The 26,788-nt window shown below is 71.1% G+C and carries 25 protein-coding genes and 1 pseudogene; 14 read left to right on the forward strand and 12 right to left on the reverse strand.

Annotation, left to right across the window (positions count from 1 at the left end; all coding sequences use genetic code 11):
• Positions 1-4: 4 nt before the first annotated feature.
• Positions 5-928, reverse strand: a complete 924-nt coding sequence (locus ACJX2R_RS09035; protein ID WP_262698798.1) for an RNA polymerase sigma-70 factor — start codon at positions 926-928, stop codon at positions 5-7.
• Between the two features lie 43 nt (positions 929-971).
• Positions 972-1,445, reverse strand: coding sequence for a carboxymuconolactone decarboxylase family protein (locus tag ACJX2R_RS09040; RefSeq protein ID WP_413099593.1), 474 nt, complete (start codon positions 1,443-1,445; stop codon positions 972-974).
• 525 nt (positions 1,446-1,970) lie between these two features.
• On the opposite strand from ACJX2R_RS09040, the gene ACJX2R_RS09045 reads away from it, so the two are divergent.
• The gene (locus tag ACJX2R_RS09045) at positions 1,971-2,099 is read left to right on the forward strand and encodes a hypothetical protein (RefSeq protein ID WP_413099594.1); all 129 of its coding nucleotides are present in this window, start codon (positions 1,971-1,973) and stop codon (positions 2,097-2,099) included.
• Positions 2,100-2,253: 154 nt separating this feature from the next.
• Positions 2,254-2,802, forward strand: a complete 549-nt coding sequence (locus tag ACJX2R_RS09050; protein ID WP_413099595.1) for a DUF2165 domain-containing protein — start codon at positions 2,254-2,256, stop codon at positions 2,800-2,802.
• A gap of 51 nt (positions 2,803-2,853) precedes the next feature.
• Here the strand turns inward: ACJX2R_RS09050 and ACJX2R_RS09055 are convergent, their stop codons facing one another.
• From ACJX2R_RS09055 to ACJX2R_RS09065, 3 genes are all read right to left on the reverse strand, one after another.
• Entirely contained in the window at positions 2,854-4,722 is a 1,869-nt protein-coding gene (locus ACJX2R_RS09055; protein ID WP_413099596.1) for a serine/threonine-protein kinase, read from the reverse strand.
• A 370-nt stretch (positions 4,723-5,092) separates the two neighbouring features.
• Entirely contained in the window at positions 5,093-5,875 is a 783-nt protein-coding gene (locus ACJX2R_RS09060; RefSeq protein WP_413099597.1) for a polysaccharide lyase family 7 protein, read from the reverse strand.
• A gap of 110 nt (positions 5,876-5,985) precedes the next feature.
• Positions 5,986-6,780 (reverse strand): FHA domain-containing protein, encoded by a 795-nt coding sequence (locus tag ACJX2R_RS09065; RefSeq protein WP_413099598.1) that lies wholly within the window; start codon positions 6,778-6,780, stop codon positions 5,986-5,988.
• Between the two features lie 268 nt (positions 6,781-7,048).
• On the opposite strand from ACJX2R_RS09065, the gene ACJX2R_RS09070 reads away from it, so the two are divergent.
• Entirely contained in the window at positions 7,049-7,528 is a 480-nt protein-coding gene (locus ACJX2R_RS09070) for a hypothetical protein (protein WP_413099599.1), read from the forward strand.
• An 18-nt stretch (positions 7,529-7,546) separates the two neighbouring features.
• On the opposite strand, the gene ACJX2R_RS09075 is transcribed toward ACJX2R_RS09070, so the two are convergent.
• The 3 genes from ACJX2R_RS09075 to ACJX2R_RS09085 all read right to left on the reverse strand — a co-directional run bounded on the left by ACJX2R_RS09075 (position 7,547) and on the right by ACJX2R_RS09085 (position 10,563).
• Positions 7,547-8,320 carry an IclR family transcriptional regulator gene (locus ACJX2R_RS09075; RefSeq protein ID WP_262698791.1) on the reverse strand — a complete coding sequence of 258 codons (774 nt, stop codon included), beginning with the start codon at positions 8,318-8,320 and terminating at the stop codon, positions 7,547-7,549.
• Positions 8,321-8,576: 256 nt separating this feature from the next.
• On the reverse strand, positions 8,577-9,413 hold the full coding sequence (locus tag ACJX2R_RS09080) for a 2-keto-4-pentenoate hydratase (RefSeq protein ID WP_413099600.1): 837 nt from the start codon (positions 9,411-9,413) through the stop codon (positions 8,577-8,579).
• A gap of 43 nt (positions 9,414-9,456) precedes the next feature.
• The gene (locus tag ACJX2R_RS09085) at positions 9,457-10,563 is read right to left on the reverse strand and encodes a zinc-binding dehydrogenase (RefSeq protein ID WP_413099601.1); all 1,107 of its coding nucleotides are present in this window, start codon (positions 10,561-10,563) and stop codon (positions 9,457-9,459) included.
• Between the two features lie 179 nt (positions 10,564-10,742).
• Between ACJX2R_RS09085 and ACJX2R_RS09090 the strand changes: the two genes are divergently transcribed.
• Positions 10,743-12,179, forward strand: a complete 1,437-nt coding sequence (locus ACJX2R_RS09090; RefSeq protein ID WP_413099602.1) for an aldehyde dehydrogenase (NADP(+)) — start codon at positions 10,743-10,745, stop codon at positions 12,177-12,179.
• Positions 12,180-12,269: 90 nt separating this feature from the next.
• Here ACJX2R_RS09090 and ACJX2R_RS09095 read toward each other — a convergent pair whose 3' ends face one another.
• Positions 12,270-13,493, reverse strand: coding sequence for an alpha-hydroxy acid oxidase (locus ACJX2R_RS09095; RefSeq protein ID WP_413099603.1), 1,224 nt, complete (start codon positions 13,491-13,493; stop codon positions 12,270-12,272).
• Between the two features lie 254 nt (positions 13,494-13,747).
• Here ACJX2R_RS09095 and ACJX2R_RS09100 point away from each other — a divergent pair, with 254 nt between their 5' ends.
• The 5 genes from ACJX2R_RS09100 (at position 13,748) to ACJX2R_RS09120 (ending at position 18,666) form a co-directional block, all read left to right on the forward strand.
• The gene (locus tag ACJX2R_RS09100) at positions 13,748-14,521 is read left to right on the forward strand and encodes an SDR family oxidoreductase (RefSeq protein ID WP_413099604.1); all 774 of its coding nucleotides are present in this window, start codon (positions 13,748-13,750) and stop codon (positions 14,519-14,521) included.
• A gap of 143 nt (positions 14,522-14,664) precedes the next feature.
• Entirely contained in the window at positions 14,665-15,969 is a 1,305-nt protein-coding gene (locus tag ACJX2R_RS09105) for an MFS transporter (protein WP_413099605.1), read from the forward strand.
• Positions 15,970-16,023: 54 nt separating this feature from the next.
• Positions 16,024-16,842, forward strand: coding sequence for an N-acyl homoserine lactonase family protein (locus tag ACJX2R_RS09110; protein ID WP_413099606.1), 819 nt, complete (start codon positions 16,024-16,026; stop codon positions 16,840-16,842).
• 78 nt (positions 16,843-16,920) lie between these two features.
• Complete coding sequence (locus ACJX2R_RS09115; RefSeq protein WP_413099607.1) at positions 16,921-18,210, forward strand: hydroxyacid-oxoacid transhydrogenase; 1,290 nt, start codon at positions 16,921-16,923, stop codon at positions 18,208-18,210.
• Positions 18,211-18,219: 9 nt separating this feature from the next.
• Positions 18,220-18,666, forward strand: coding sequence for an FmdB family zinc ribbon protein (locus ACJX2R_RS09120; RefSeq protein ID WP_413099608.1), 447 nt, complete (start codon positions 18,220-18,222; stop codon positions 18,664-18,666).
• Positions 18,667-18,669: 3 nt separating this feature from the next.
• Here ACJX2R_RS09120 and ACJX2R_RS09125 read toward each other — a convergent pair.
• Both ACJX2R_RS09125 and ACJX2R_RS09130 read right to left on the reverse strand, forming a co-directional pair.
• Positions 18,670-18,825 (reverse strand): annotated as a pseudogene (locus ACJX2R_RS09125) (LLM class flavin-dependent oxidoreductase); the annotation flags it as partial.
• Positions 18,753-19,985, reverse strand: coding sequence for an LLM class flavin-dependent oxidoreductase (locus ACJX2R_RS09130; RefSeq protein ID WP_413099609.1), 1,233 nt, complete (start codon positions 19,983-19,985; stop codon positions 18,753-18,755). The pseudogene ACJX2R_RS09125 and the gene ACJX2R_RS09130, both read right to left, overlap by 73 nt.
• Before the next feature lie 279 nt (positions 19,986-20,264).
• Here ACJX2R_RS09130 and ACJX2R_RS09135 point away from each other — a divergent pair, with 279 nt between their 5' ends.
• Entirely contained in the window at positions 20,265-20,825 is a 561-nt protein-coding gene (locus tag ACJX2R_RS09135; protein WP_413099610.1) for a hypothetical protein, read from the forward strand.
• A 33-nt stretch (positions 20,826-20,858) separates the two neighbouring features.
• Here the strand turns inward: ACJX2R_RS09135 and ACJX2R_RS09140 are convergent, their stop codons facing one another.
• On the reverse strand, positions 20,859-22,166 hold the full coding sequence (locus tag ACJX2R_RS09140; RefSeq protein WP_413099611.1) for a flavin monoamine oxidase family protein: 1,308 nt from the start codon (positions 22,164-22,166) through the stop codon (positions 20,859-20,861).
• 241 nt (positions 22,167-22,407) lie between these two features.
• Between ACJX2R_RS09140 and ACJX2R_RS09145 the strand changes: the two genes are divergently transcribed.
• The 4 genes from ACJX2R_RS09145 to ACJX2R_RS09160 all read left to right on the forward strand — a co-directional run bounded on the left by ACJX2R_RS09145 (position 22,408) and on the right by ACJX2R_RS09160 (position 26,759).
• Positions 22,408-23,202: an IclR family transcriptional regulator gene (locus ACJX2R_RS09145; protein WP_413099612.1), complete on the forward strand. Its 795-nt coding sequence runs from the start codon at positions 22,408-22,410 to the stop codon at positions 23,200-23,202.
• Between the two features lie 385 nt (positions 23,203-23,587).
• A complete protein-coding gene (locus tag ACJX2R_RS09150; RefSeq protein WP_413099613.1) occupies positions 23,588-25,009 on the forward strand; it encodes an LLM class flavin-dependent oxidoreductase in 1,422 nt (473 codons plus the stop codon).
• 93 nt (positions 25,010-25,102) lie between these two features.
• Positions 25,103-25,684, forward strand: coding sequence for a flavin reductase family protein (locus tag ACJX2R_RS09155; RefSeq protein ID WP_413099614.1), 582 nt, complete (start codon positions 25,103-25,105; stop codon positions 25,682-25,684).
• 223 nt (positions 25,685-25,907) lie between these two features.
• Entirely contained in the window at positions 25,908-26,759 is an 852-nt protein-coding gene (locus ACJX2R_RS09160; protein WP_413099615.1) for an oxidoreductase, read from the forward strand.
• Positions 26,760-26,788: the final 29 nt, after the last annotated feature.

The raw sequence follows: 26,788 nt of genomic DNA on the forward strand, positions 1-26,788 counted from the left end.
ACGGTCAGTCCGTGCGCCGACGGGCCCGCCTCACCTCGCGGTCCACGGCCCAGGCGTCCCCGACCGGCCCGAGGTGGCCGAGCTTGTCGGGGTTGACCACCGTGCGGATGGTCTGGATCTGCCCGTCGAGCACATCGAGGACCAGGGTGTGGAGCACCTTGCCGTCCCGGTCGCGGAGGATCGCGCCGGGCTGGCCGTTGACCTCGTGCGGCTCGATCGACGCATCGATCCGCAGCAGCCAGGGGAAGACGTTGCCCAGCAGCCGCGCCACGTTCTCCGCGCCCATGACGGCCCTGGCCAGCTGCGGCGCCTTGCCGCCACCGTCCCCGACCAGTTGCACATCGGCGGCCAGCAGCTTCCGCAGCCCGCCCACATCGCCGTCCTTCAGCGCCTCGAAGAACCGCGTGGCCAGCTCCTGCCGCTCCTGGCGGTCCGCTTCGAACCGCGGCCGCCCGGCCTCCATGTGGCGCCGCGCCCGCACCAGCAGCTGCCGGCACGCCGCCTCCGACCGCCCCACCGCCGTGGCGATCTCGTCGAACCCGAAGGCGAACACCTCCCTCAGTACGAACACCGCCCGCTCCAGCGGGCTGAGCCGCTCCAGGAGCAGCAGCGCCGCCATCGACACCGAGTCGGCCAGCTCCACCGCCCGGGCCGGATCCTGGTACGGGTCGCTGAGCAGCGGCTCGGGGAACCACGGGCCCACGTACTCCTCCCGGCGCACCCGCGCGGAGCGCAGCACATCGATCGAGACGCGGGTCACCGTGGCGGACAGATACGCCTTGGTGGACGTGGGCCGGGTGGCCGAGCCGTCGAAGCGCAGCCAGGTGTCCTGCACCGCGTCCTCGGCCTCGCTCACACTGCCCAGGATCCGGTAGGCGATCGAGAACAGCAGTGGCCGCAGCTCCTCGAACTCCTCGACCTTGCTCACGCCGATTCCCCCCTGGACGACCGGCCGGACAGTCCGACACCGATCAATGGAACTGCCCGACCTGGTAGTTGCCCGCCGGCTGCTGGGTGATGACGTTCAGCCGGTTCACCATGTTCATGAACGAGACCAGTATCACCAGCGCGGTGAGCTGCTCCTCGTCGTAGTGCTTGGCGGCGTTCGTCCACACCTCGTCGCCGACGCCACCGGCCGCGTCCGCGACCCGGGTCCCCTCTTCCGCCAGCTCCAGCGCGGCACGCTCGGCGTCGGTGAAGACGGTGGCCTCCCGCCACGCCGCCACCAGGTTGAGCCGCACCGCGGTCTCACCGGCCGCGGCGGCCTCCTTGGTGTGCATGTCGATGCAGACGGCGCAGCCGTTGATCTGGCTCACGCGCAGCGCCACCAGCTCCTGTGTGGCGGGCGGCAGCGGCGAGCCCTTGACCGCCTTGCCCGCGGCCATGACGGGCCCCAGGACCTTGCCCGCGGTCGGGCTGGCGGAGTAGTTCAGTCGCGCGTCCATGGTGTGCTCCTCCGTGGTTGTCGGTGGCTACACCCCTGAGACGGGGTAGCCCGGCCCCCTGTGACATGGACGGATGTGACCTGCGTCTCCCCGTCACCGGGCCCGCTGAGCCGAACGGGTGACTTCTCCCGCTTTCCTTGTCACCGCCCTGCGGTTTTGCGTTACTGGGGTTGATGAACCCGGATCGGCAGCCCATCCCTTTCGGGGGAGTTCGCCGCCGACCGCGACGGTCGGCAGCGCTCTCGGATGGGCGCTCCGTACCCCGCGACGAGCAGTGTGTTCGTGTACGACACGACCACCTTCGCCCAGACCACCGTCACCGGAATCATCCCGGGCGGCTCCCCCGGGGCGTGGCGGTCCTGCCGAACGGCTCGTTCGCCTATGTGGCCAGGTGTGGGTGACCAACAACAACAATGACACGGTGACCGTGCTCACGCCGTCCGTGACGCTCGCGACCACCCTGACACGGCCAACGCCGTCACCGGTCCGCTGCCACTGGGCTCGGCGGTCACCAACGCCAGTGGCGTGGCCAGCCTCAGCAATGTGGTCGTCCCGCCCAACGCCCTCACGGCGGCGACGTACACCGCCGCCTTCGCCGGGGCGCCCGGCTTCGGCCCGTCGTCCTCCACCGCCTCGCTGACCTTCACCGGCTGACGCTCCGGCGACGACCGCGTCGTGCCCTCCGGGACCGCCACACCGGAGGGCACGACAACGCATCACCTACGGCGTCCATGACCGCCGTGATCCAGACAGTTGTACGCTACGGCTCGGTCCGATCAACGGAATACAACGGGGAGACTGAGTCATCGTGAGCGAGCGCACCGGCAGAATACGTTCCCCTCGCACCTACTCCGCCGTCTCGGGGGTGCTCACCGGGACGATCGCCCTCTACATCGCGCTTGTCGCCCTCGGCAACATCACCGACTTCGACTCCAATCAGCAGTTCGTCCGCCATGTCCTGGCGATGGACACCACGTTCAAGGACGACGACCTGATGTGGCGGGCCATCAAGTCCACCGCGCTCCAGGACACCGCCTACGTCGCCATCATCGTCTGGGAGAGCGTCGCCGCCCTGGTCCTGCTCGCCGCGACGGCCATGTGGGGCGTGGGATTGCGCGGGGGCAGCGTCCACCGCGCCCGCCAGGCCAGCACCGTGGGGCTGTTGATGCTGATGGTGCTGTTCGGCGCCGGGTTCATCGCCATCGGTGGCGAGTGGTTCGCCATGTGGCAGTCCAAGCAGTGGAACGGGCTGGAGGCCGCCACCCGCGTCTTCCTGATCTCCGGGATCGTGCTGCTGCTCATCCATCTGCTCGCGGCCGAGCGGGACGAGCGGATCGAGCCCGGTTCCACGGACTGATCGGAGTCGCGGCCCGACCGCCGACCTGTCGTCATACCGGACCCCCACCCTCTACGCGGGTGGCAACGCGGCGGCGGCCGACCCGGCGAGGTCGGTGGCCAGTTCGCAGGGCTGGTCCTTGCGGCCCGCTCCCTTCAGGACGAGGGCCACCCGCTCGGTGCCCTTCACCCGGTCCAGGCCGGTGTAGTCGCGGTGGACCACCTCGACGCGGCAGCTCCCCGGGCCCTCGTACTCCGGCATGACGATGGCCTGGTGATCGCTGAGCCTGGTCGACCGGGCGTTCTTGTCGCTGGGCAGGTCGCCTTGGTCGAAGCGCAAGTCCACCTCGTACTCGCTGGTGGTGCTCTTCCACTGGCAGTCCCAGCGGCCGAATCCGACGTCCGGGTCCCGGGCGTCGATGCCGGGCACCTTCTCCAGCGTCTTGGCGTCCAGAAGCGTGCACGCGTCCTGGTGCGCCAGCGAATTGGACGGGAAGCCCGGGGAACGCCGGGGAATCTCACCACGGTTGAGCACCTTGACCGCGAATCGCGTGGCGACATCGGCGGTGTCGCACAGCGGCTCCTTGACCTCCGCGGGCCGTCTCGCGACCGCGGTGATCCGAAGGCTGTTGTCGCGAGCGCCGTTCACCGCCATGGCCCGCACGCACTCGTCGTCCTCGGCAGCGTGCTCCACGACGGTGACCCTGCCCTTGGTCTTCCTCGTCACGGCCTCGGGCAGCGAATCGGCGTCGAGCTCCACCCTGACATCCACGACCTCCTCGTCGCGCTCCTTCAGGTTGACGTCGCAGCGATTGAAGTTGCCCTCATCACGCTTCAGCTCCGCCACTTCGTACCGATGGAACACGCCGGCCTTCAGCAAGGCACAGGGATCGGCCGTGCGGGGGTCGCCGATGAAGCCCGCGGCGGCCGTTCTGCCCGGTGCCGGGGTGGCCTTGTCCCCGCCCTCGTCCCCCAGGCTCATCACGATGAACGGAACGGCGATGGCCAGTGCCGTGACGGCGGCGGCGCCGGCCAGGAGCAGAGGGCGCCGCCGGACCAGCGTCGCCGTGCGGCGCGGGGGCCCTCCCGCCGGGGTCTCGGAGCGCGTCAGGACGTCCGTGTACGGCGTGGTCGACGGGGACATCGGGAGGGCCGGGAACTGGTCCGGGGGTCCCGCGACGTCCGTGAGGGCGGCGAGCGCCTGGGCGGCCGTGGGCCGGGCCCCGGGGTCGCGCTGGAGCATCGCGGTGAGGATGGCCCCGAGCGGCCCGACCTGGGGGCTGATGGCCTCCATCCGGACCGCCCGCCCGGGGCCGCGCATCGGCGGGGTCCCGGTCACCAGCCAGTACATCGTGGCACCGAGCGAGAACACGTCGGACGCGCGCTCGGGCGCGCCCCGGAACGCCTCGGGGGCGGCGAAGTACGGGGTGAGGCTGACCGGCCCGTTGGGCGTGATCGTCTCACTGCCGTCCACCCGGTACGCGGCGCCGAAGTCGGTCAGCTTGGCGACCCTGTCGGGGGTGATCACGATATTGCCGGGCTTGACGTCGCAGTGCACGATGCCCTTGTCGTGCAGGGCCGCCAGCGCCGCCGCGATCTGTGCGCCGATATGTGCCGCGAGCTCGGGGGCCAGCTTCACCGGGACGTCCAGACTGCCGCCGGTCACATGCTCCATCACCAGCCAGAACGTGGCGTTCCTGCCCTTGCCCGCGCGGACGGCGTCGTAGAGGGTGACGACGTTCGGGTGGCTGAACTTCGCCAGAGCGCGGGCTTCGGCCAGCAGCTCGTCGAAGTCGGCCTGGCTGTTGTCCTCGAGCAGGGCCCGCTTGAGGACGACGGACCGGCCCAGCTCCGTGTCGACGGCGAACCAGACCGCGCCTCTCCCTCCCTCGACGGGCCCCTTGGTGAGCCGGTACTTGCCGACCTTCTCCCCCCGCCGCACGACGACACTCCCCTCCTACGAGACCAGAACCGCTGCTGTCTGCCGTTACCGCACGCGGATCGAACTTACTGCGTACGCGGAAAGACACGTACCGGTTGCGGCGTTCGTGAGGGCGGTACGGGGCTCGGTTCGCGCCGGAGGCGCGTGGGACCTGGCCGGTTGAGAAGGGAATTCACCTACCACTCCAGAAATCTTCACCTTTGTGGAGGTTGCGGTGTTGCGGAAGCACATGCGACGGGGGCAGGCGCCACGGTCACATGCCACCGGCGCGGCGCGGCTGTGCGGCGCGTCCGTGCGGCACGCCGATGCCGGGTCTCCCCGCGAGGGGTGAGACCCGGCACCGCGTCCCCCTGGTCAGGAGTGCCCCTGGTCAGGAGTGGGTGACCTTGAGGCTGGATATGTGGACCTCCCCGTAGTTGTCATCCTCGCAGGGGTCCGAGTTGTCGCAGTTGGCCTGGGTGTAGGCCCCCGCCTTGAAGTAGTTGGTGTCGCCGTCGGAGGAGATCGTGGTCTCACGCTCCCCGTTGTAATAGGCGTCTATCTTCCCGTTCCGCGCCACGAACTTGGCCTCGAACTCGGTGCCCAGCTCATAGTCGTCGGTGACGAGGTGGTGGTGGGTGTCGTCGCCGTTGGTGATGTAGAGCTTGCTGCCTTCGAGGCGGAAGACCGTGACATCGTCGTCCCCGCCGTGGATCTGGGCGCCCACCAGGTGCGGCTTCTCCTTGGGGAGCGCGGTGAACGCCTCCTTGACCACGAGGGTGTGGGTGCCCTCGCTGGTCGACCAGGCGGCCTCCTCCTCCCCGTCATCGGTCATCTCCCGCAGCTCGGCGCGCGGGTAGCTGGAGCCGCCCGTCGTCACGCCGTTGACGGAGGACCGGAACTGGACCGCGTCGCAGTCCCCGGTGACCTGGAACCAGGGCTTGGCGGAGAAGGTGGCGAGATCGGGCTGTGTGATCTCGGTCGGGTCCTCGTCCTCGCCGGTGGGCAGGGTCAGCTTCCAGTTGGTCAGATCGAGGACGTCGGCGGGGTATTCGCACTGGGCGGCCGGGGTGTGGTGGCGGGCGGGAACGTCGGCCTGCGCCGGGAGCGCGAGGGCGGCCGTCGTGGCGGCCACGGTGCTGCCCGCGAGGACGACGATGCGCATGCGCCTCATGGGGGTGTTCCTTCCTGTTCGTTCGGCGACTTCGTTCGGCGACAGGCATGATTCGCCGCCGGTTCCGGGACGGGTCCCGGAACCGGGCAGTCGGCGCGGAATGGCTGGGGCTAGGCCTCCGGCGCGGGATCGGGCCAGAGGGCGTCGTCCTCGATGAGGTCCAGATCGGGCGGTACGAGCGTGGTGGACTCCACCAGCCCCTTGAGCAGGTTGTGCAGCAGTCCGTTGTCGGCGGGGCGGCCCTGCGACTTGTCGTGCAGCACCGGGTACCTGAATCCGGTGCCGTGCAGACGGCGGCGTACCGCCTCGACCCGGTACTCGATCTTGCGCTCGTTCCAGCCCGCGTCCGGGCGGAGGTACATGAGCTGCTTGGCCGCCGTGGCGTACGTCAGGGGGCGCGGATCCTCCTCGTACAGCAGATACCGCTGGCCGAGGACGGTCAGCAGCAGCCGTTCGTCGTCGTCGAGCGGCCAGAGCTCCGGCCGAAGCGTCTCGGCGCGCCGCCGCGACACCGGCCCCTGGTCGTCGTGGCCCGCCACATACAGCTCGACCAGGTGCTCACGGTAGCCGGAGCCCTTGACGAACAGCGGGGTGTAGCCGGTGTCGAGGGGGATCGGCTCGGTGCTGAGGTGCATCATCGTGCCGCGGGGCAGCCGGACGAGCTGCCGCCCGGTGTTGCGCAGCCACCACTGCCCCTGGCGGTACGTCAGCTCGCCGTGGCGCCGGCTCACCCGGAGGTCGTCCACACCGACGCCCAGATCCACATCCGGCTTCTCGCCCCGCCCGAAGCGGACCGTCAGCCCCGGCCGGGGCGGGGCGCTGAGGTCGCCGGTCACCGTGCGGGCGTGCAGCATGCCGGGCGTACTGGGCGCGACTCCGCGCGCGAGGCTGGCGGAGAGGGGCATCGGTGGTCTCCTCGGTTCGGGCGATTCTCGACACGCGTGCGGACACGCACACCCACCAGGCTCCGCGCCCTCCTCCGGGACCCGTCCCGAAGCAGGCTCGTGTGGCGGGAGGACGCCCCGTCGCTACGGGCTCATCGGCCCCACAAGCGTACGAGTTGAATGCCGCGTCCGGTCCGGGACGGGTCCCGGACCCCCGGACGGACGATGCCCGCCACGACCCCGGCACGGCCGCCGCGCGGCCACCGGACCCGCGGACAAGGAGGGCACGATGACCGGCTCACCGGACGAGAACCACTGGCCGGACCCGGCTCCGGAGCCGGTCCCAGGCCCGGACCCGGCCGCGGACCCGGACCCGGACCCGGACCCGGTCCAGCGTCCCGGCCACATCACCGCGGCCGCCGTGCTCCTGGTCGTCTCGGCGTTCATCAGCGCCACCATCGCCGTGAACGACCCGGAGCTGGCCCAGTTCGTATATCTGCTCCTCTTCATCACCATCGGCGCCGCCCTCCGCCTCCGCAAGGGCGGACGCCCGGCCCGCGTCACGGCGACGGTGACGGCCGCGCTCTTCCTCTTCTATCTGCTCCCGCACGCGATGCGCGGACTCTCCGACCCGGGCGGGGTCTACCAGCCGGACTACGCGGTCCGCGCCATCCTGGCCATCGCCGTCTCCGCCGCCGGGGTGGCCCTCCTCCACGCCCCCAGCAGCCGCGCCTACTTCCGCACCCGCCGCCACCAGACCGTCCGGTGACCGTGTGCGGGCGCGTGGTTACGACGGCACGCTCGCTCCCAGGCGTTGCGCCATCGCCTTCGCGCCGCCCAGTACCAGCTCGACGTAGTGGTCCTTTTCCGCGTCGCCCCATCGCGGGGTGGGCACCGAGATGCTCATGGCCGCCACGCAGTTGCCCAGGCGGTCGTGTACCGGGGCGGCGACGCAGGCCGCATGGTCGTTGGACTCGCAGTACTCCTCGGTCCAGCCGCGCTCGCGGGCCGTCTCGATTTCGGACAGCAGCCGCTCGCGGGTGGAGATGCTGTTGGAGGTCATCTGCCGCAGCGCCTTGTCGTTCGGGAACAGCTCATCGAGCTCCCGGGCCGACAGGGCGCTCAGCAGGGCCTTTCCGCCCGCGGTGCAGGAGGCGGGCAGGCGGCTTCCCACCTGGGACACCAGCCGGACCGAGTACTTGCTGTCGATGCGCACGATGAACACGGCGAATCCGCCGTCGCGCACGACGACCTGAACCGTTTCGCCGCATGCCCGCGCCACCTCCCCGGCGCACTCCCGGCCCACGGTGGCCAGGTCGAGCCCGCGTTCGTAGCCCGCGCCGAGACGCAGGGCGCTGAGCCCCATCGCGACGCGTCCGGTCTCCTTGGAGATCGTCACATAGCCCCGGTCGGCCAGTGTGTTGACGAGTTCGTGCGTGGTGGCACGGGGCAGGCCGAGGTGTTGGGTGATCTCCGGAACCCGTAGCCCCTCATCCTGGTCGATGAGCAGTTCCAGGATGTCCAGGCCCCGACGAAGGGCCGGAGCGGTGAGACGCGCCACGATGGCCTCCCAGCACACGTTTCAGCGGAACACATTTCCGTAGACAGTGTTCAAAATATCAGACACCCATGTTCCGGCGTCCGCGGTCCGCGTCCGGCACCGGCTCGGGCGACGTCGTCCTGGCGAACTCCCGCGGACCGGCTGCGCGCCCTGCTGGCCGAGACGCCCCGCGTCCTCACCGCGCACCGTGTGATGCGCTGACGCCCCGCACCCGCGGGGGCTGGGCCGCGTGCGTCCCGGCCCCGGCCCCTGGCGGTCAGTTGACGTCGAGGGCGATCCGGCCCAGCTCGCCGAGGTCGGCCACCAGGCGGTCGCCGGGGCTGATCGCGGTCGGGGCGCACAGGGTGCCGCTCAGGACGATGTCCCCGGCTTCCAGTCGCCTTCCACCGCGCAGCAGATGCCGGGCGAGCCAGGCCACCGCCTCGGCGGGGTCGCCCATGACGGCGGCCGCGCTCCCCGGCACCGTACGGGAGCCGATCGTCAGCGTGGCGGCGAGCTTCGACAGGTCCATGGCCGCCGACGGCGCGACCGCGGGGCCCACCATCGCGCGAGCGGCGTTGGTGTTGTCGGCGACGAGCATGGGGAGCGTTCGCGCGCCGCCGCGCCACCGGCTGTCGACGATCTCGAAGGCCGGTGCCACGGCGGCGGTGGCGTCGCGGACGTCCCCAGCGGTCACCCGCGGACCGGGCAGCGCCTCGCCCAGGGTGAACGCGACCTCCACTTCCGCCAGCGGGGCGAACAGCCCAGCCGTGGCAAGGGGCTCGCCGTCCCCGATGAGCCTGCCGGCGAGCAGATGGCCGGCGGCGGGCTCATCGGCGCCGAAAGCCTCCCGCGCGGGCCGTGCCGTGAGGCCGACCTTGTAGCCGATCGCCCGCTCACCGGCCGCGATCGCCAGGTCGTGGGTGGCGCGCTGGACGGCATAGGCCATTTCGAGGCCATCGAGCCGATCGGCCAGGGCCGAGTCGACCGCGGCCGAGTCCACCGAGGCCGAGCCGACCGCGGCCGAATCAGCCGGGGCCGGGTCAACGGCACCGGCTCCCTCGCTCGCGTGCCACAGCCGTCGGCCCAGTTCCGCGACCAGTTCCTCGTTCATCGATCTCCCCTACCACCGGTTCCGCTCATGAGCCGGTCCGCACTCACAGCTTAGGACCGGGAACGATCACCGCACGGCCGGTGGCCCCCTGCGCCAGCGCCGCGTACGCCTCGTTGACCGCCGACAGCTCGTACCGCTCACCGAGCAGCTTGTCGAGCGGCAGTCGGCCGGTCTTGAAGAGCTCGACCAGCCTGGGGATGTCGACCGGTGTGTTGGCCGAGCCGTAGAGACTGCCGATCAGCCGCTTCTCCTGCTGCACCAGGGGGTTGACCGGCACAGCCGCGGTGGCGCCCACCTTGCCGAGGCCGACGGCGACGGCGGTCCCGCCGACGCCCACGACCTCGACCGCCTGGGCCAATGTCTCGGGCCTGCCGACCGCGTCCAGCGACCAGGCCATCGGGCGTGGCGAGATCCTGGTGAGCTCTTCGACGAGCTCGTGCGTGCGGACGTTGACCGCGTGGGTGGCGCCCAGCTCGAGCGCCTTCTCCAGCTTGGCGTCCACCGTGTCGACGGCGACGATGGGATCGGCGCCGACGAGGCGCAGCCCCATCACCGCGCTCAGCCCGACGCCACCGGCGCCGATGACCACGACGCCCGCTCCGGTGGCGTCCTTCATGACGTTCAGCGCGGCGCCTGCCCCGGTCACCACGGCGCACCCGGTGATCGCCGCGATCTCCGGCGGAACGTCCGGATCGATCGTGAGGACCGACCGTTCGGACACGACGCACCGCTCGGCGAAGCAGGAGACTCCCATGAGGTGGTGCAGTTTCTCGCCGTTCAGGTTCAGCCGTGACGTCCCGTCGAGCAGACCGCCGGAGGCCGCCTGTACCCGGCCCAGCGCACACAGGGCGGGGCGGCCGGTGGTGCAGAACTCGCAGTCGCCGCACCGCGGGCGCCACAAGGTGATGACGGTGTCGCCGGGGCGGACCCGGGTCACCCCCTCCCCCACCCGCTCCACGACGCCCGTCCCCTCGTGCCCGAGCACCGCGGGCAGGCGGACGTCGAGGTCGCCGTTCATGTAGTGCAGATCGCTGTGGCACACCCCGGCGGCGAGCACACGGAGGCTGACCTCGCCCGGTCCGGGGGCGTCGAGGTCGACGTCCTCGACGGTCAACGGCACACCGGGCCGGTGCAGTACTGCTGCCTTCATGGAGCCACGCCTCACTCTGTCCACCGTGTACGAAACTTCAGACATTGTCTTACGGGTTGAGTATGTGAGCCCGCCTCGGCGGCCGTCAAGCGCGTTGACGGAGGCGCCGACGCATGCAACTGTGTCTCGAGAGTGAGATTACGTCTCATATTTAAGACATCATAAGGGGAGCACGCCTGATGACCGATGCGACAAACGCGCTGGAGCTGGTGCGGAAACTCGACGCCGCCACAGGCGCGTTCGAGCGGTGGAGCCGCCTCGAACCGGCCGCCCGCGCCCCGTTTCTCGAGGCCATCGCGTCCGCGCTCGAAGAGGCCGCGCCGAAGCTCGTGGCCATCGCGGACGAGGAGACCTCCCTCGGGGAGACCCGGCTGCGCAACGAGATGGTCCGCACGGTGTTCCAGCTCCGGCTCTTCGCCGAGACGGTGAAGCGGGGCGCGTACCTCGGGGCGACGATCGACCGTGCCGACCCCGCGTGGCCGATGGGCCCGCGGCCCGATCTGCGCCGGGTGCTCGAACCGCTCGGCCCGGTCGTCGTCTTCTCCGCGAGCAACTTCCCGTTCGCGTTCAGCGTGGCGGGCGGGGATACCGCCTCGGCGCTCGCGGCGGGCTGCCCGGTCGTGGTCAAGGCCCACTCCGGCCACCCCAGGCTCTCGGCGGCCACGGCGGAGGTCGTACAGCGGGCGCTGCGGTCCACCGGCGCGCCCGATGGGCTCTTCGACGTGGTCTTCGGGACGGAGGCGGGCCGGGCCGCGATCGTGGATCCGCGGGTCAAGGCGGGCGCGTTCACCGGATCGACCGAGGCGGGCCGGGCGCTCTTCGACCTCGCGAGCGGCCGTCCGGAGCCCATCCCGTTCTTCGGTGAACTCGGCAGCGTCAACCCGGTGTTCGTGACGGAGGCCGCCGCCGCGCGGCGCGGGGCCGCGATCGTCTCGGAGTTCGTCGGGTCGTTCACCCTCGGCGCCGGGCAGTTCTGCACCAAGCCCGGCGTCCTGCTGGTCCCGGCCTCGGCCAAGCTGGTGGACGAGCTGCCCGGCGCGGTCCCGGGCGCGCCGCTCACCTTGCTCAACGAGCGCATCCGGACCTCCTACGCGAGTGCGGTGCGGGAGCTGCGCGACACGGCCGGGGTGCGCGTCGTGGTGAGTGGCGACCACGACGGCGCCGAACCGTCGCCGACGGTGCTGCGCACGACCTCGGCCGACCTGCTCCGCGACCCGGATGCGCTCATCCGGGAGGTGTTCGGGCCGACCGCGCTGGTCGTGGAGTACGCGGAGGAGAGCGAACTGCTGGACGTGGCGAAGGCCATCGACGGACAGCTCACCGCGTCCATCCAGGGCGAGGACGACGACACCATCGCCGCGGAGCTGATCAGGCTGCTGGCCGCCAAGGCCGGACGGGTGCTGTGGAACCAGTGGCCCACGGGCGTGTCGGTCACCTACGCGCAGCAGCACGGCGGCCCCTACCCGGCCACCACGGCACCGGCCACGACCTCGGTGGGGACCGAGGCCATCCACCGGTTCCTGCGGCCGGTCGCGTATCAGGGCGTGCCGCAGCACCTGCTGCCGCCCGCACTGCGCGACGCGAACCCGCTGAGCGTTCCCCAGCGGGTCTCCTGAGCCGGGACCGGCCAGCGGGCCCGCCTCCCCGGCGGGCCCGCTGCCATTCCCACACCGCTCACGGCATACGGCCGCTCACCTCGTACGACCTCACGGCATCCGCACGTGGTGCCGCTCGATGGCGTCGCTCGCCTTCAGCCCGAGCAGCTGGAGGCTGCGTGAGTACTCCTCGCGCAGGATCGTGACGGCGCGCTCCACGCCCCGCTCACCACCGGCCATCAGGCCGTACAGATAGGCGCGGCCGATCATGACCGCGTCCGCCCCGAGCGCCCGCGCGGCGAGGATGTCCTGGCCGTGGGTGACACCGCTGTCGAGGATCACCGTGGCGTCGGGGCCGAGCTCCTCGCGTATCCCGGGCAGCACCGTGAGGGTGGCGGGGGTGCGGTCGAGCTGCCGTCCGCCGTGGTTGGACACGACCACACCGTCCGCGCCCGTCTCGACGGCGCGGCGCGCGTCGCGCGGGCTGAGGACGCCCTTGACCAGCAGCCGGTGCGGCCAGTTGGCGCGCAGCCACGCCAGATGGTCGTAGTTCAGCGTCGGTTCGAAGACCACGTCGGCCACCCGTACGGCGTCGATCACATCCGTCTCGCCGGTCATGCCGCGCAGCGACGCGAACGCGATCGGGGCCGTGGTCAGCTTGTTGAGTACCCAGGACGGGTAGCGGGCCATGCCGAACAGCGTCCGCAGGGTGAGCGACGGCGGGATCGTGAGGCCGTTGCGCATGTCCTTGGGGTGGCGGCCCGCCACGGGGGTGTCCACGGTGAGGACCACGGTGGTGAATCCGGCCGCGAGCGCGCGGTCGAGGAGTTCCGCGTTGAGGCGCTCATCGCGGGTCAGATAGAGCTGGAACCAGTGTTCGCCGCCGGGAGCCGCCTCGGCGACGTCCTCGACGGTCGAGGTGCCCACGGTGGACAGCGTGTACGGCAGGCCGTGGCGGGCGGCCACGCGCGCGACCGCCGCCTCGCCCTCGTGGTGCATCATCCGGGTGTATCCGGTCGGCGCGAAGATCAGCGGCATCGCGATCTCCCGGTCGAACACCCGCGTGGACAGGTCCGGATGGTCGACCGGCGACAGATACTCCGGCACGAGTTCGACCGCCGCGAAGGCCGCCCTGTTCCGCCGCGCCGTCAGCTCCGCGTCGGCCGCGCCGTCCACGTAGTCGAACACCGCGCGCGGCGTCGTACGCACCGCCACCTTGCGGAGATCGCGGATGCTCAGCGCGGCCCCGAGCCGCCGCTCGACCGGGTTGAGGGTCGGCCGGCGTACTCGCAGAACCTCGCGGAGCTCGGACCACCGGGGGCGCTGCCGCGCCACGCGAGGCCGTTTCGGGGCTGCGGACGGCACTGGGGGCTGGGTGACGGTCACGGTCCTGCCTCTCGATGTACGGGTGTCAATGGCCGTTCGACCAGTGACGAGATATTGGACGCTGTCCGAGAAACCGGAGTCTGACTCTCGACTTCGGCGTGCGTCAAGCCTTGACGTGGCACTCCCCCGTGGGCACCATCTGGTTTGCATATAAGACAGCGTCTTATATTTCAGACGGCACAAGCCGAAAAAGGAAGGGTGCCATGCAACTCGGTCTGGCAGGCAAAACCGCTCTCATCTGCGCATCCACGTCCGGCCTCGGCCGGGCGACCGCCCGGGCCCTGGCGGAAGAAGGGGTCAGCGTCGTGGTCACCGGCCGGTCGGCCGAGCGCGCCAAGGAAGTGGCGGGCGAGCTGCCGGGCGCGGTCGGCGTGGGCTGTGACCTGGTCGCGGACGGTGGCGCCGAGCGGCTTCTCACGGCCGCCCGCGACGCCGTCGGCGACCTCGACATCCTCGTACTGAACGGGCCGGGCCCCGCGCCCGGACCGGCTCGCGCCATCGACACCGCCGGGGTCGCGCAGGCCATCGCCACGCTGGTCACCCCCCAGGAGATCCTGGTGCGGGGCACCCTGCCGGCCATGGTCGAGAAGGGCTGGGGCCGCATCCTGAGCATCAGCTCGACGAGCGTGCAGGCGCCCCTGCCGAACCTCTCGCTGTCCAACCTCGGACGGGCGGCGCTCGCCGGGTACCTCAAAACGCTCGCCGCCGAGGTGGCCGCACAGGGCGTGACGGTCAACTCCCTGCTGCCCGGGCGCATCGCCACCCCACGGGCCCGGCAGATCGACGAGGCCGCCGCCCAGCGCACCGGCCGGCCGCTGGACGAGATCGAGGCCGCGTCCAAGGCGACGATCCCGGCCGGGCGCTACGGCGAACCCGATGAGTTCGGCGCCGCCGCCGCGTTTCTGTGCAGCGCCCAGGCCGCGTACATCACGGGCACCGCCCTCCGCTGTGACGGCGGCATGGTGCCAACCCTCTGACCCCAGGTGCCAACCCTCCGATCCCGCCAGAGGGTTCACCCGACTCCCCAAGACGAGAGCAGCGCACCCGCATGAGCCATATCCCCGTTACCGACGCGGCACCCGACGCCAGAGCCGAAGGACATCACCAGGCAGCATCCCGGGTGGCCATCCGCAGAACGGCGCTGGCCGGAATGATCGGCACCACGATCGAGTGGTACGACTTCTACATCTACGGCCTCGCCGCGGCGCTGGTCTTCGGCACGGAGTTCTTCCCCGACTTCTCACCGACGGCCGGCACCCTGGCCGCGTTCGGCACCTTCGCGGTCGGCTTCATCGCCCGCCCGCTCGGCGGAGTGATCTTCGGTCACTTCGGCGACCGTGTGGGGCGCAAGAACGTCCTCATGCTCACGCTGTTCCTGATGGGCGCGGCGACCGTCGTCGTCGGTCTGCTGCCGGGCTACCGGACCATCGGCCTCTGGGCACCCGTCCTGCTGGTCACGCTGCGCTTCCTCCAGGGGTTCGCCGTCGGTGGCGAGTGGGGCGGCGCGGTGACGATGGTCGTGGAGTCCTCGCCACGCGACCGCCGGGGGTTCTACGGGAGCCTGCCGCAGATGGGGGTGCCGCTGGGGCTTGTGCTGTCGTCGACCGTGTTCGCGGTGGTCTCCACGCTGCCCGATGACGACCTCCTCGCCTGGGGCTGGCGCATCCCCTTCCTGCTCAGCGTCCTGCTGATCGGGGTCGGTCTCTTCCTCCGCTCCCGCATCACCGAGACCCGGACGTTCGCCCGGGTGAAGGCGTCGGGGCGGGCGCGCAAGATGCCGGCCATGGAGGCGTTCCGCCACCACTGGAAGGCGATCGCCCTCACCGTCGGCATGTATGTCTCGGCCGGTGTCCCCTTCTACATCGTCTCGGTCTTCGTACTGTCCTACGGCTCCTCCCATCTCGATCTGTCGCGGGGTGTGCTGCTGACCGGGATGCTCATCGCGGCGGTGGCCGAGGGGCTGGCGGTGCCCTGCTTCGGCGCGCTGTCGGACCGCCGGGGCCGGCGCCCCGTGTTCATGGGCGCCGCCGGATTCGCGGCCGCGCTCGCCTTCCCGTTCTTCTGGCTGCTGGCCACCGGGCAGACCGGGCTCACCTGGCTGGCCATGCTGCTCGCGCTCGCCGTGGCACACGCGGGGATGTACGCGCCCACGGCGGCGATGTACGCGGAACTGTTCCCCGCGGACGTCCGCTACACCGGTACCTCGATCGGCTATCAACTCGGCGGTGTGGTGGCGGGGTTCGTGCCGCTCGTGGCGGGCGCCCTGGTCAGCGCGGCCGACGGCGCCTCCTGGCCGATCGCCTCCATCTGGGCGGGCGCGGCACTCGTCGGGCTGGTGTGCGCGCTGATCGTCCGCGAGCCCCGCGGGCGCGACCTCCAGCCCGGTCAGCCCCTCGATCACACCGAGTCCGCCCAAACCCCTTGATCCATGACCGCCGCCCGGCCCTTGGGCGGCCGTCCCGACCGGAGGTGAAGCTCCATGACCGCGAAGACCGCGACCAAGGTCCACGTCCTGAGCTGCGGAGCGATGAGCTGCGATCTGACGTGGCTGCTGCTCAAGGCGGGCCGTACGATGCGCACGCGCACCGAGCGCCAGCGGCCCCCGGAGTGGTACTCCTGCACCACCCACTGCGTACTGGTGGAGACCCCCGAGGGGACGCTGCTGTGGGACACCAGCTGCCCCCGTGACTGGGAGACCCGCTGGGCCCCGACCGGCCTCCAGGAGTACTTCCCCTACGACCAGGTGAGTGACGAGGAATACCTCGACGCGCGGCTCGGCCAGCTCGGCGTCCAGCCGCGGGACATCGACTATCTGGTCCTGTCCCATCTGCACTTCGACCACGCCGGGAACATCGGCATGTTCACCGGCACCGGCGCGCGGCTGGTGTGCCACGAGAAGGAGAAGGAGTTCGCCTTCGGCTTCGAGGGCGCCTTCAACGGTGCCCACCTCAAGACGGACTACGCGGCGGCTGACTTCGACACCGTCAGCGGCGACACCGAGATCCTGCCCGGTGTCACGCTCATCGAGGCCCCGGGGCACACCCCCGGCACCATGTCGATGAAGGTGGACCTGCCGGAGACCGGGACGATGCTGTTCACCTCGGACGCCGTCTACATGGGTGACTCCTACGGCCCGCCGGCCACCCCCGCCGCCATCGTCAACGACCTGACCGCCTGGTACGCGTCGGTGGAGAAGATCCGCGGCATCGCCGAACGGTCGGACGCCACCGTCGTCTTCGGCCACGACGCCGAGCAGCTGCGCTCGATGCGGCTCGCCCCCGATGGCTTCTACGCTTGATCGTCCGGACCCGGCCGGCGCTCCGAGCCCGGCTCGCCGCGCCGCCGGGACCTACTCCGATCCCCAGGAGGGACGCGTATGAGCAGCACCGTTCCGGCCCGACCCGAGTCCGTGTTCACCTACGGCGCCCCGGCGCTGAAGTTCGGCCCGGGAGCATCCGACGAGATCGGCTTCGACCTCTCCCAGCACGGGGTCCACCGGGTCCTCGTGATCACCGACGCCGGCGTGGCCGCCACCGGCGCGCCACACCGCATCGCCGAACGGATGACCGCGTTCGGCATCGAGGCCCATGTCTTCGACGGCGCGCATGTGGAACCCACCGACGTCAGCCTGCGGGAAGCGGTCGACCACGCGCGGGCGTCGGGCCCGTGGGACGCCTTCGTCGCGGTGGGCGGCGGCTCCAGCATCGACACCGCCAAGGCCGTCAATCTGCTCAGCACCAACCCCGGCACGCTGATGGACTACATCAACGCGCCCGTGGGCCGGGCACGGACGCCCGAGAATCCGCTCAAACCGCTGGTCGCGGTCCCCACCACCACCGGCACCGGCTCGGAGTCCACCACCATCTGCGTGCTCGACGTGCTGGAGCTGAAGGTGAAGACCGGCATCAGCCACGCCCGGCTGCGGCCCACGCTCGCGGTCATCGACCCGGACCTGACCTTCACCCTGCCCGCCGGGGTGACCGCCGCCAGCGGCATGGACATCCTGTGCCACGCGCTGGAGAGCTACACGGCCCGCCCGTACGACACCTATCCGCGCAAACACCCCGAGCAGCGGGTGCCGTACTGCGGCGCCAATCCCATCTCCGACGCGTGGTCGGAGCGGGCGCTGCACCTGCTCGCGCGGTCCTTCCGTACCGCGGTCCGCGACGGGGAGGACCCCGAGGCGCGCTCCGAGATGGCCCTGGCGGCCACCTTCGCCGGTCTCGGCTTCGGCAACGCGGGTGTGCACATCCCGCACGCCAACGCCTATCCGATCGCCGGGCGGGTGAAGGACTTCCACCCGGCCGGCTACCCCGCACACGAGCCGATGGTGCCGCACGGGATGGCCGTCTCGCTCACCGCGCCGGAGGCGTTCCGCTTCACCTTCCAAGCCCAGCCCGAACGGCATCTGCGGGCCGCGGAACTCCTCGCCCCGGAGATGGAACGCCCCGCCGACGCGGCCGAGTACCTGCCCACCGCGATCCAGCGGTTGATGCGCGACATCGGCATGCCCGACGGCATCGGCGGGGTCGGCTACGCCAAGGGCGACATCCCCGCACTGGTGGACGGCGCCATGAAGCAACAACGGCTGCTGGCCACCGCCCCGCGCGAGGTCACCGAGGACGACCTCGCCGGGATCTTCGACCGCTCGCTGTCGCTCTGGTGAGGAGGACCGATGGCCATCTATGAACTCGCGTGTGAGACCGGGCACCGCTTCGAGGTGATCCAGTCGTTCACGGCCCCGCTGCCGAGCTGCCCGGAGTGCGGGACCGCCACCCGCAAGATCCCCAGCAGCTTCGCACTCGGCGGCACCGCCGCCGTGCCACCGCCACCGGAGCGGATGCCGCAGACCTGGAAGGGGACCTACCGCGGCGACCGCGACTACGTCACCGCGATGCGGCGCACCGCCGAGTCCCGGCAGAAGCTGGAGGAGAGGTACCCCGAACTCGCGGGCGACCGGCGGCCGATCGTCGCCCACGAGGGCAGATACGAGGCGGCCCCGCTGCGCGCCGGGGACACGGTGCCCGCACCGCCCGAGGGAGCCGGGCATGGGCACGCACACGGACACGGGCACGGCCACGCGCACGGGCACTCACACCAGCGGGGCCACTCTCACACATAAGGGCTACGGGGCCGGTTGCCAGCCCAGTGCCGGGGCGAGCTCGGTGGCGATGTCCTCGGAGGTGCCGACGAGGTCGGGCGCGAACATCATGCGCGCGGGCCCCTGGGGCGTGGCGGTACGCGGCAGCCGCTGCCGGGCGTACTGCTCGTACATGCGGCGGCCGAACCCCGGGGCGTGCGGCTGGACGCGGTCGAGGCGGCCAGCGCGGTGGTGGCGCGGTGGGCGAGTTCCTGGCGTACGAGGGGGATCAGATGGCGGCCGTAGTCGATGGCGTCGTCGAGCGGGTCGTAGCCACGGATGAGGAGGGTCGTGGCGCCGATGTCCACATAGTCCAGCAGCGCCTGGGCGACCGTCTCGGGAGTGCCGACGAGGGCGGTGGTGTTGCCGCCCGCGCCGGTCGCGGTGGCGGTGGGGGTCCACAGCGCCCGGTCGTGGCGGTCGGCCTTGGCGGCGGCCGCGAGGAGCCGCTGTGATCCGGCGTTCTGGGGTGCGCGCTCGCCGTTCCGCTGGTGGAAGAACGGGCGTCCGGCCCCGGTCCTGATGGTGTCCAGGACGCGGTGGGCCCGTTCCCAGGCCTGCTCCTCGGTGGCCGCCAGGATCGGGCGGAAGGACACGCTGATCCCGGGCGCCTCGGCACGTCCGGCGGCTGCCGCGGCGGCGCGTACGGAGGCGATCTGCTCGGCGGTCTCCGCGAGCGGTTCGCCCCACAGCGCGAAGGTGTCGGCGTGCTTGCCGCCCACCCGGTAGGCGGCCTCGGAGGAGCCGCCGAAGTACAGCGGGATGCCGGTGGCCCGGTGCGGCAGGATCTGCGAGGAGTAGTCCTCGAACCGGTAGTGGCGGCCCTCGTGGCTGAACGGTTCGGCGGAGGACCAGGCGCGCCGCAGGATGCCCAGGTACTCGTCGGTGCGCTGGTAGCGCTCCTCCTTGCCCAGGAAGTCGCCGTCCTTGCGCTGCTCCGCGTCATTGCCACCGGTGATGGTGTGCACGGCCACGCGCCCGCCGGTGAACCGGTCGAGGGTGGCGAAGCCCCGCGCGGCGAGGGTGGGGGCGACGAAACCGGGGCGGTGGGCGATGAGCAGGCCGATCCGTTCGGTCCGGGCCGCCACGTGCGCGGCCACCTGGGTTCCGTCGGGCCGACGGGAGCTGTAGCCGATGAGGATCCGGTCGAAGCCCGCGTCCTCATGGGCGCGGGCGAAGCGGGTGGTGTACTCCGGGTCGACCGCCGGGCCGGTGGCGGGCCGGGTCTCGGAGACCTCCTGGGTCTCGATCATGCCGATGAACTCGACCGACGACGCGGATGTTGGGGCAGATGCGGGCATGGGTCAATTGCCTTTCGAGGCGGGCGGGTTGTACGTGGCAGGAGGTGGTCGGCCTACGGGTGCCGGGCCTCCGGGGGCGGTGCGACCGCCCGGTCAGCGACAGAGGGCGCTGGAGGTGCGCAGATGGTCCACGTAGCGGCAGAGCACGCCCGGATGCGTCGAATGCATATCCCATATGGTCGTGACCACAGGAGCCGCTGTCAATGGACACCTTTTGGTGTCTCATGCCGCGGAACCTCGACGACCTGCGTGTCCGTGCCTCGTGCTATCCAGTCGGGTATGACGGACACGACGTACTCCGAACTGCTGGAGACCATCGATCAGTTCGCCGCGAAGCTGGACCCGCATGAGCGGGTGCGCCGCCTTTACGGCCTGATCGCCCCCCTGCTCGACCGCGTTGAGCGGGAGGACGAGGAGTTGAGCGACGAGCCCGTGCTCTCGACCCCGGACGCGGTGCGGGGCATCCGCGAAGCCGCCACCGGCGAGCCGGTCGACCTCGACGCGGTTCATGAGCAGCTGACCGAGGTGGGGTTGTGCTACTCCGAGGACCAGGACCCGGAGCGGCATCTCGTGTCGCAGTCGGCCTACGCGGCGGCGGCCTGGCTGCGCCTGCTGGCGGGGCGGGAACTGCGTACGACGAGGTACCTCGAGGGCGAGGACGAGGATCCGGTGCCGCCGTTCGCTCCGTCGGCCTTCACGCGGATCGTCGACCTCCTGGCCTGGACGCGATCGGACCAGGTGTACGTCCACTGGGAGGATGCCGTCACCTACCCCGAGGAGTTCGACCTCCCGGCCGCGACACACGAGCTCCGGACCATGCACCGGGAGATCACCGCCTGAGGCGGTCCTCAGGGGCGGACCACGGCGTACCGGTCAGCCGCCGGAGGGCCGCTTGAGGTCCCGGTGGACCTGGCGGGCCACCCGGGTGCCGCTTTCGATGGCGCCGTCGATGAAACCGGCCCAGATGTTCGCGTAGTCGCTGCTGGCGAAGTGCAGGACTCCGGCGCTCTCCTGCTGGGCGCGGTGATAGCGGGTGAGGTGGTGGGGTTGCTGGATCAGCCAGGTCTCCTGGGAGTAGGGATCGGCCATCCAGTCGTGGCCACCGACCTCGACCACCTCGAGGTCGTCGCGCCAGACCTTCAGCGCCGCGTCGACGGCCCGCGGGTCGTTGACGTCGATCCGGGTCGAGTCCGGGCCGAAGGCGACCAGTACGGCGTCGTCCTCCCCGATGAACTCGGTGCGCACGACGGCGAGGGGGTGGGCTTGAGAGGAGTAGGCGAAGAAGGGCTTGATGGGGCCGCGGACCCGGATCCACGCCTTGGCGCCACGGGAGGCGGTCTTCTCCAGGCTGGGGCGGAGCTTGCCGTCCGGCAGCGCGGGGGCGATGTCGAGCTGGTGCAGGACGTTCTGCGGCACGGTGATCACCACACGCCGGGCGGTGATGGTGTGTCCGTCGCCGTAGGTGATCTCGGCGCCGTGGGCGTCGTGGGTGAGGGAACGGACCGGTGCGGACAGGCGGATGTCGGCTTCCGCGTCGGCGGCGATGGCCTCCACCAGGCTCCGGGTGCCGCCGGTGAGCCGGAAGATCGCGGATGCCTCGTGCATGAGGTGCCAGGACCCGGCGGTGGCGGCGGTCCAGCGCAGGGCGCTGGTGTAGGCGCACCGGTCGAGCGGGGCGTTGAAGTGGCCGACCCACGCGGCCTCGTTGGCGTTCCTCTCGTCGATGGACAGCTCGAGGTCGTCCAGCATCTCCTGGAGGTTGAACTGGTCGACGTCGGCCAGCCGTGGGACGGTCAGCGGTGCGTTCGGGCGGGGGATCCACTTCATGGTGTCTTCCAGCAGCCGGGTCATGCCCGGGTCGATGAGCCGCATGAAGTCGTCCAGGGTCCCGCGGCGCACCTGGTCACCGGCGAGCCAGTAGGTCTCCTCCGAGCGGGGGCCGCGGGTGATCTCCAGTCCGTAGCGGGTGATCTCCGCCCAGACGTGCGGCTGGACCCAGTGCACCCAGGTGCCGCCCATCTCCAGGTCCCGCCCCAGCCGGTGATCGGTCCAGGTCCGGCCGCCGATCCGGTCGCGCGCCTCGAGGACGACGACCCGCGCTCCCTTCCGGCCGAGTTCGCGAGCGGTGATCAGGCCGGCGACTCCGGCTCCGATGACGACGACGTCTGCCTGCCCGGGCACGTGAGTCCTCCTTCGTAGAGCCCCGACTCCGAGGTGCGTCCACTTAGTGAACGCGACGTTCATATCAACGCGTACGGATAGTGGGCCGCATACGCCGCCCCACTGTCAAGACCTCACGCGGCCGCGGCTCCCGGCTCATCGCGGCGACGGCGTTCACTCCCCGAACAGGCCGACGGTACGGTGGGGGAAAGGTCGCGCGCGGAGCGGCTCCGCACGGCGATCGGCACGACGAAAGGGCCCCATGAGCGACGCGTCCGGACCGGCGGACATGACCAACAAGTCCGTGACCAAAGGCGTCCGGCTGCTCCGCGAGTTGGCCGCCCAGCCCCGGTCCGGAGCCACCGTCACCACCCTCGCGAAGGCGGCGGGGATCTCCCGGCCCACCGCCTTCCGCCTGCTGTACAGCCTGGAGCAGAGCGGGCTCGTCGATCGCGTCGACAACAACTACATCCTGGGCTGGGAGCTGGCCCGGCTCGGCCGCTACGCGGACCCCCACGCGGGCCTCGCCGCCCGCGCCCAGCCCCTGCTTCAGGAGCTGGCCGACAGGTTCAACGAGTCGGTGACCCTGTCGGTGCCGGACCTCAGGGGCGGGGTCGAGTTGATCGCCGAGGCCGCGGGCTCCCACGTGGTCAGCATCGTGCCGCGGAACATGGTCGGCGAGCACTACCCCCTGCACGCCAGCTCCACCGGCAAGGTCCTGCTCGCGGACTTGCCCGTGGAGCAGGTGCTCGCGCTTCTGCCGGAGCGGCTGGAGCCCTACGCCTCGCGCACCATCACCGATCGCGCGGTCCTGCTCAGGGATCTGGAACAGGTCCGTGAGCAGGGCTTCGGCGTCATCGACAACGAACTCGAGGAAGAGCTGCTGTCCCTGGCCCGCCCGATCCGCGACTCGTCCGGGACCCTGGTGGCGATCCTGGCCCTCGACGGCCCCCGGTACCGGTTCGGCCGGGACCGGATCCCCGAGGCCCTCGAGGAGATGCGGTCCACCGTCGACCGCCTGACCGAGGCGTTCTGGCAGGACTCGCCCTCCACCTAGGGGTCTCCAACGGGTCGCGGCCCCCTGCGGTGGACTGGCTCCACCTCCCCGCCCCTTCCCGAAGCATCGCCATGCGGCTCCGCCGCGTGGAGGCTCCGCCGCGTGGTCCGCCGGACACCCCGTAGAGCTGGGGCGTCCCGCCCCGGGGGCCGCGGCCCCGGTATGGCCTTCCGGCCCCCCGTAGGCGATTTATCGACTCCGCCCCGCCGTGGGCACATCGCGCGTCGGGCCCGCCTGTTGACACCGGCCCTCGCGAGACTCCAGCATGCTGAATATGGACGCCGCGTTCGCATACTGAACGTCGAAGCGTTCCTACTCTCCCATCTCAGGTGCTCTGCGGAACCCTCGCCGCAGGAAGGCCCCGCCTCTCGCCCTGGAGCGCAGCATGAGCAATCAGCCGCTGAAGTTCTTCGCCTTCGACGTCGCCGCTCCCGCCCATCTGACCGCGGGTTCCTGGCGTGACCCGGAGGACGAGGGCCGGCGCTACACCGACGTGCACTACTGGACCGACACGGCTCGGATGCTGGAGGACGCCTGCTTCGACGGCGTCTTCTTCGCCGACACCGTCGGATATCACGACGTCCATGGCGGGTCCCCCGACGCCGCGATGCGCGACGCCGCCCAGTTCCCGATCAACGACCCGGCCCTGATCGTCCCGGCGATGGCTTCGGTCACCCGCCACCTGGGCTTCGGCGTCACCGCGTCCCTGACGTACGAGCAGCCGTACGCGCTGGCCCGCAAGTTCAGCACGCTGGACCATCTGACGGCCGGCCGGGTCGGCTGGAACATCGTCACCTCCTACAGCGAGTCGGCCGCGCGCAACCTCGGGCTCGGTACGCAGATCCCGCACGACAAGCGCTACGACATGGCGGACGAGTACCTGGAGGTCTGCTACAAGCTGTGGGAGAGCTCCTGGCAGGACGACGCGGTCATCCGCGACACGGAGGCCGGTGCCTACCTCGATCCGCGGCGCATCCACCCCATCGGCCACAAGGGCACCTACTTCGAGGTCCCCGGCGTCCACCTGTGCCAGCCGTCCCCGCAGCGGACGCCCGTGCTCTTCCAGGCCGGTGCCTCCTCGCGCGGTCTGCTCTTCGCCGCGCGGAACGCCGAAGCGGTCTTCGTGAACACCATGACACCAGAGCTCACCCGGCACGGCGTCGACCGGATCCGGACCGCGGTCGCACAGGCGGGCCGCGACCCCAGGAGCGTGCGGATCCTCGCCCTGATCACCGTGATCGTCGCGCCCACCGACGCACAGGCGCGGGAGAAGTACGAGCGCCACCTGGCGAATGTGAGCTACGAGGGCGCGCTGGCCCGGTACGCGGGCTGGACCGGGATCGACCTGAGCACGCTGGACCCGGATATGCCGCTCCAGTACGCGGACGTGGACGGCTCGCGCTCGATCGTGGAGATGTTCTCCAAGGCGGACCCCACCCGGACCTGGACCGCCCGGCAGATCGCCGAGTTCATCGGCGTCGGCGGCACCGGCGCGGTCATCGTCGGCTCCCCGCGGACCGTCGCCGCCGAGCTGCGCGCCTGGCGGGACAAGGCGGACCTCGACGGATTCAACCTCAGCTACGCGACCAAGCCCGGCGGCTGGGAGGACTTCATCGAGCTGGCGCTCCCGGAGCTGCGGCGGCAGGGCCTGGCCCGCGAGGCCTACGACGAGCGGGCCACCACCCTGCGCGAGAGCTTCTACGGCGCGGGCCGGCGCCGCACCCTGCCCGACCATCCGGCCTCCAGGATCCGCGCGGCGCGGCGCGAGGTCGGCCAACTGCCGGGCGCCGTGGGCGCACTGGCCTGACCCGTCGGTGCGTCGGCCCGGCCGCCGGCGCACCGGTGCGCGATCTCAACCGTTCCACGTCAACCGTTCCACCGCATCGAAGGGAGCATCACCATGTCCACCGCCCCGACCACCGCCTCCGGCCTCGGGACCGACCAGCTGGACCAGCTGGACTTCCGGCACGTCATGTCCCACCTGCCCACCGGTGTGGTGGCGGTGACCGGTGTGGAACCCGACTCGGCGCGGCCCGTCGGCCTGGTCGTCGGCTCCTTCGCGTCGCTCTCCCTCGAACCTCCGCTGGTCGCCTTCAGCATCGCCCGCACCTCCAGCAGCTGGCCCAGGGTCCGCCGCGGCGGCCGGTTCAGCGCCAGCGTCCTCGCCGAGGGACAGGACGCGGTGTGCCGGTCGCTGTCCCGCAGGAGCGGCGACAAGTTCGCCGATGTGCCCTGGCACCCCTCCCCCGACGGCGCCCCGCGCGTCAACGGCGCGGTCGCCTGGATCGACTGCGAACCGGAGCAGGAGCTCGACGGCGGCGACCACCTCATCGTCATCGCCCGCGTACTGCGCATGGCCACCGGCCCCGGGGAGCCCCTGGTCTTCCACAAGGGCAGGCTCGGCAGCTACCGGGACACGGTTGCCGCCACGCCACCAGCGGCACGCAGCAGGCGTTCATCAGCCACTCCCCCCACCGCGTGATCTCGGTCACATCCGCCTGGGGCACACGAAGGCGTCCGTCTTGGGGCGCATGCGCGCGGGTGGGGGTCAGGCCTCGGGACCACCTCCGCGCGACCGCTCTCGTCGGGGTCCGCACCCCCGGACGACGTCGCGACGAAAAAAATCGACGTGGTGTAGATTTTAGGGAGGAGAGGCCAGAACCTATGCGCGGCGCGGCTGCCGCGGCCAAGGGATGTGAGCGGAGATGAAGACCTTTCTGATCACCGGTGTGAGCAGTGGGCTCGGCCGGGCGTTCGCCGAGGGAGCGCTCGACGCGGGGCATACGGTGGTCGGCACCGTGCGCCGGGAAGCCGACCGGGAGGCGTTCGAGGCCCTGGCGCCGGGACGGGCCCATGGGCGTCGGCTGGATGTCACCGATGACGTGGCCGTGCGTGCCGTGGTCGACGAGGTCGAGGCGGCCGTCGGTCCGCTCGATGTGGCCATCGCCAACGCCGGGTACGGCCTGGAGGGGATCTTCGAGGAGACACCGCTGTCGGAGGTCCGGGCGCAGTTCGAGACCAATGTGTTCGGGGCGGCGGCGACACTTCACGCCGTCCTCCCCCATATGCGCGAGCGCCGCGCGGGCCACCTGATGGCGGTGACCTCCATGGGCGGTCTGATGGCGGTGCCCGGGATGTCGGCCTACTGCGGCAGCAAGTTCGCGCTGGAGGGCATGCTCGAGAGCATCCGTAAGGAGGTCGCCGCGTTCGGCATCCATGTCACGGCCGTCGAGCCCGGCTCGTTCCGTACGGACTGGGCGGGCCGGTCGATGACCCGCGCGGAGCGGACCATCGCCGACTACGACGCGCTGTTCACGCCGATCCGCGAGGCGCGGATGGCGGCCAGCGGCAATCAGCTCGGCGACCCGCGGAAGGCCGCCGAGGCGCTGCTGCACATCCTCGACGTCCCCGAGCCCCCCGCCCATCTGGTGCTGGGCTCGGACGCGCTGCGCCTGGTCGCGGCGGCCCGGCAGGCGGTGGACGACGACATCCGCGGCTGGGAGAAGCTGTCGCGGACGACGGACTTCCCCGACGGAGCGCGGATCACCAGCGCGTGAACCCGCCGCCGGACGGGTCCTGAGTCCTT

Source organism: Streptomyces sp. Inha503, assembly GCF_047215865.1.
GTDB lineage: Bacteria > Actinomycetota > Actinomycetes > Streptomycetales > Streptomycetaceae > Streptomyces > Streptomyces lycopersici.

Coding starts and splice junctions, on each gene's coding strand:
- ACJX2R_RS09120 (WP_413099608.1), top strand. CDS start 18,220: ATGGCCATCTATGAACTCGCGTGTGAGACCGGGCACCGCTTCGAGGTG.
- ACJX2R_RS09085 (WP_413099601.1), bottom strand. CDS start 10,563: ATGAAGGCAGCAGTACTGCACCGGCCCGGTGTGCCGTTGACCGTCGAG.
- ACJX2R_RS09110 (WP_413099606.1), top strand. CDS start 16,024: ATGACCGCGAAGACCGCGACCAAGGTCCACGTCCTGAGCTGCGGAGCG.
- ACJX2R_RS09155 (WP_413099614.1), top strand. CDS start 25,103: ATGTCCACCGCCCCGACCACCGCCTCCGGCCTCGGGACCGACCAGCTG.
- ACJX2R_RS09100 (WP_413099604.1), top strand. CDS start 13,748: ATGCAACTCGGTCTGGCAGGCAAAACCGCTCTCATCTGCGCATCCACG.
- ACJX2R_RS09060 (WP_413099597.1), bottom strand. CDS start 5,875: ATGAGGCGCATGCGCATCGTCGTCCTCGCGGGCAGCACCGTGGCCGCC.
- ACJX2R_RS09145 (WP_413099612.1), top strand. CDS start 22,408: ATGAGCGACGCGTCCGGACCGGCGGACATGACCAACAAGTCCGTGACC.
- ACJX2R_RS09065 (WP_413099598.1), bottom strand. CDS start 6,780: ATGCCCCTCTCCGCCAGCCTCGCGCGCGGAGTCGCGCCCAGTACGCCC.
- ACJX2R_RS09115 (WP_413099607.1), top strand. CDS start 16,921: ATGAGCAGCACCGTTCCGGCCCGACCCGAGTCCGTGTTCACCTACGGC.
- ACJX2R_RS09090 (WP_413099602.1), top strand. CDS start 10,743: ATGACCGATGCGACAAACGCGCTGGAGCTGGTGCGGAAACTCGACGCC.
- ACJX2R_RS09130 (WP_413099609.1), bottom strand. CDS start 19,985: ATGCCCGCATCTGCCCCAACATCCGCGTCGTCGGTCGAGTTCATCGGC.
- ACJX2R_RS09135 (WP_413099610.1), top strand. CDS start 20,265: ATGACGGACACGACGTACTCCGAACTGCTGGAGACCATCGATCAGTTC.
- ACJX2R_RS09150 (WP_413099613.1), top strand. CDS start 23,588: ATGAGCAATCAGCCGCTGAAGTTCTTCGCCTTCGACGTCGCCGCTCCC.
- ACJX2R_RS09160 (WP_413099615.1), top strand. CDS start 25,908: ATGAAGACCTTTCTGATCACCGGTGTGAGCAGTGGGCTCGGCCGGGCG.
- ACJX2R_RS09080 (WP_413099600.1), bottom strand. CDS start 9,413: ATGAACGAGGAACTGGTCGCGGAACTGGGCCGACGGCTGTGGCACGCG.
- ACJX2R_RS09070 (WP_413099599.1), top strand. CDS start 7,049: ATGACCGGCTCACCGGACGAGAACCACTGGCCGGACCCGGCTCCGGAG.
- ACJX2R_RS09040 (WP_413099593.1), bottom strand. CDS start 1,445: ATGGACGCGCGACTGAACTACTCCGCCAGCCCGACCGCGGGCAAGGTC.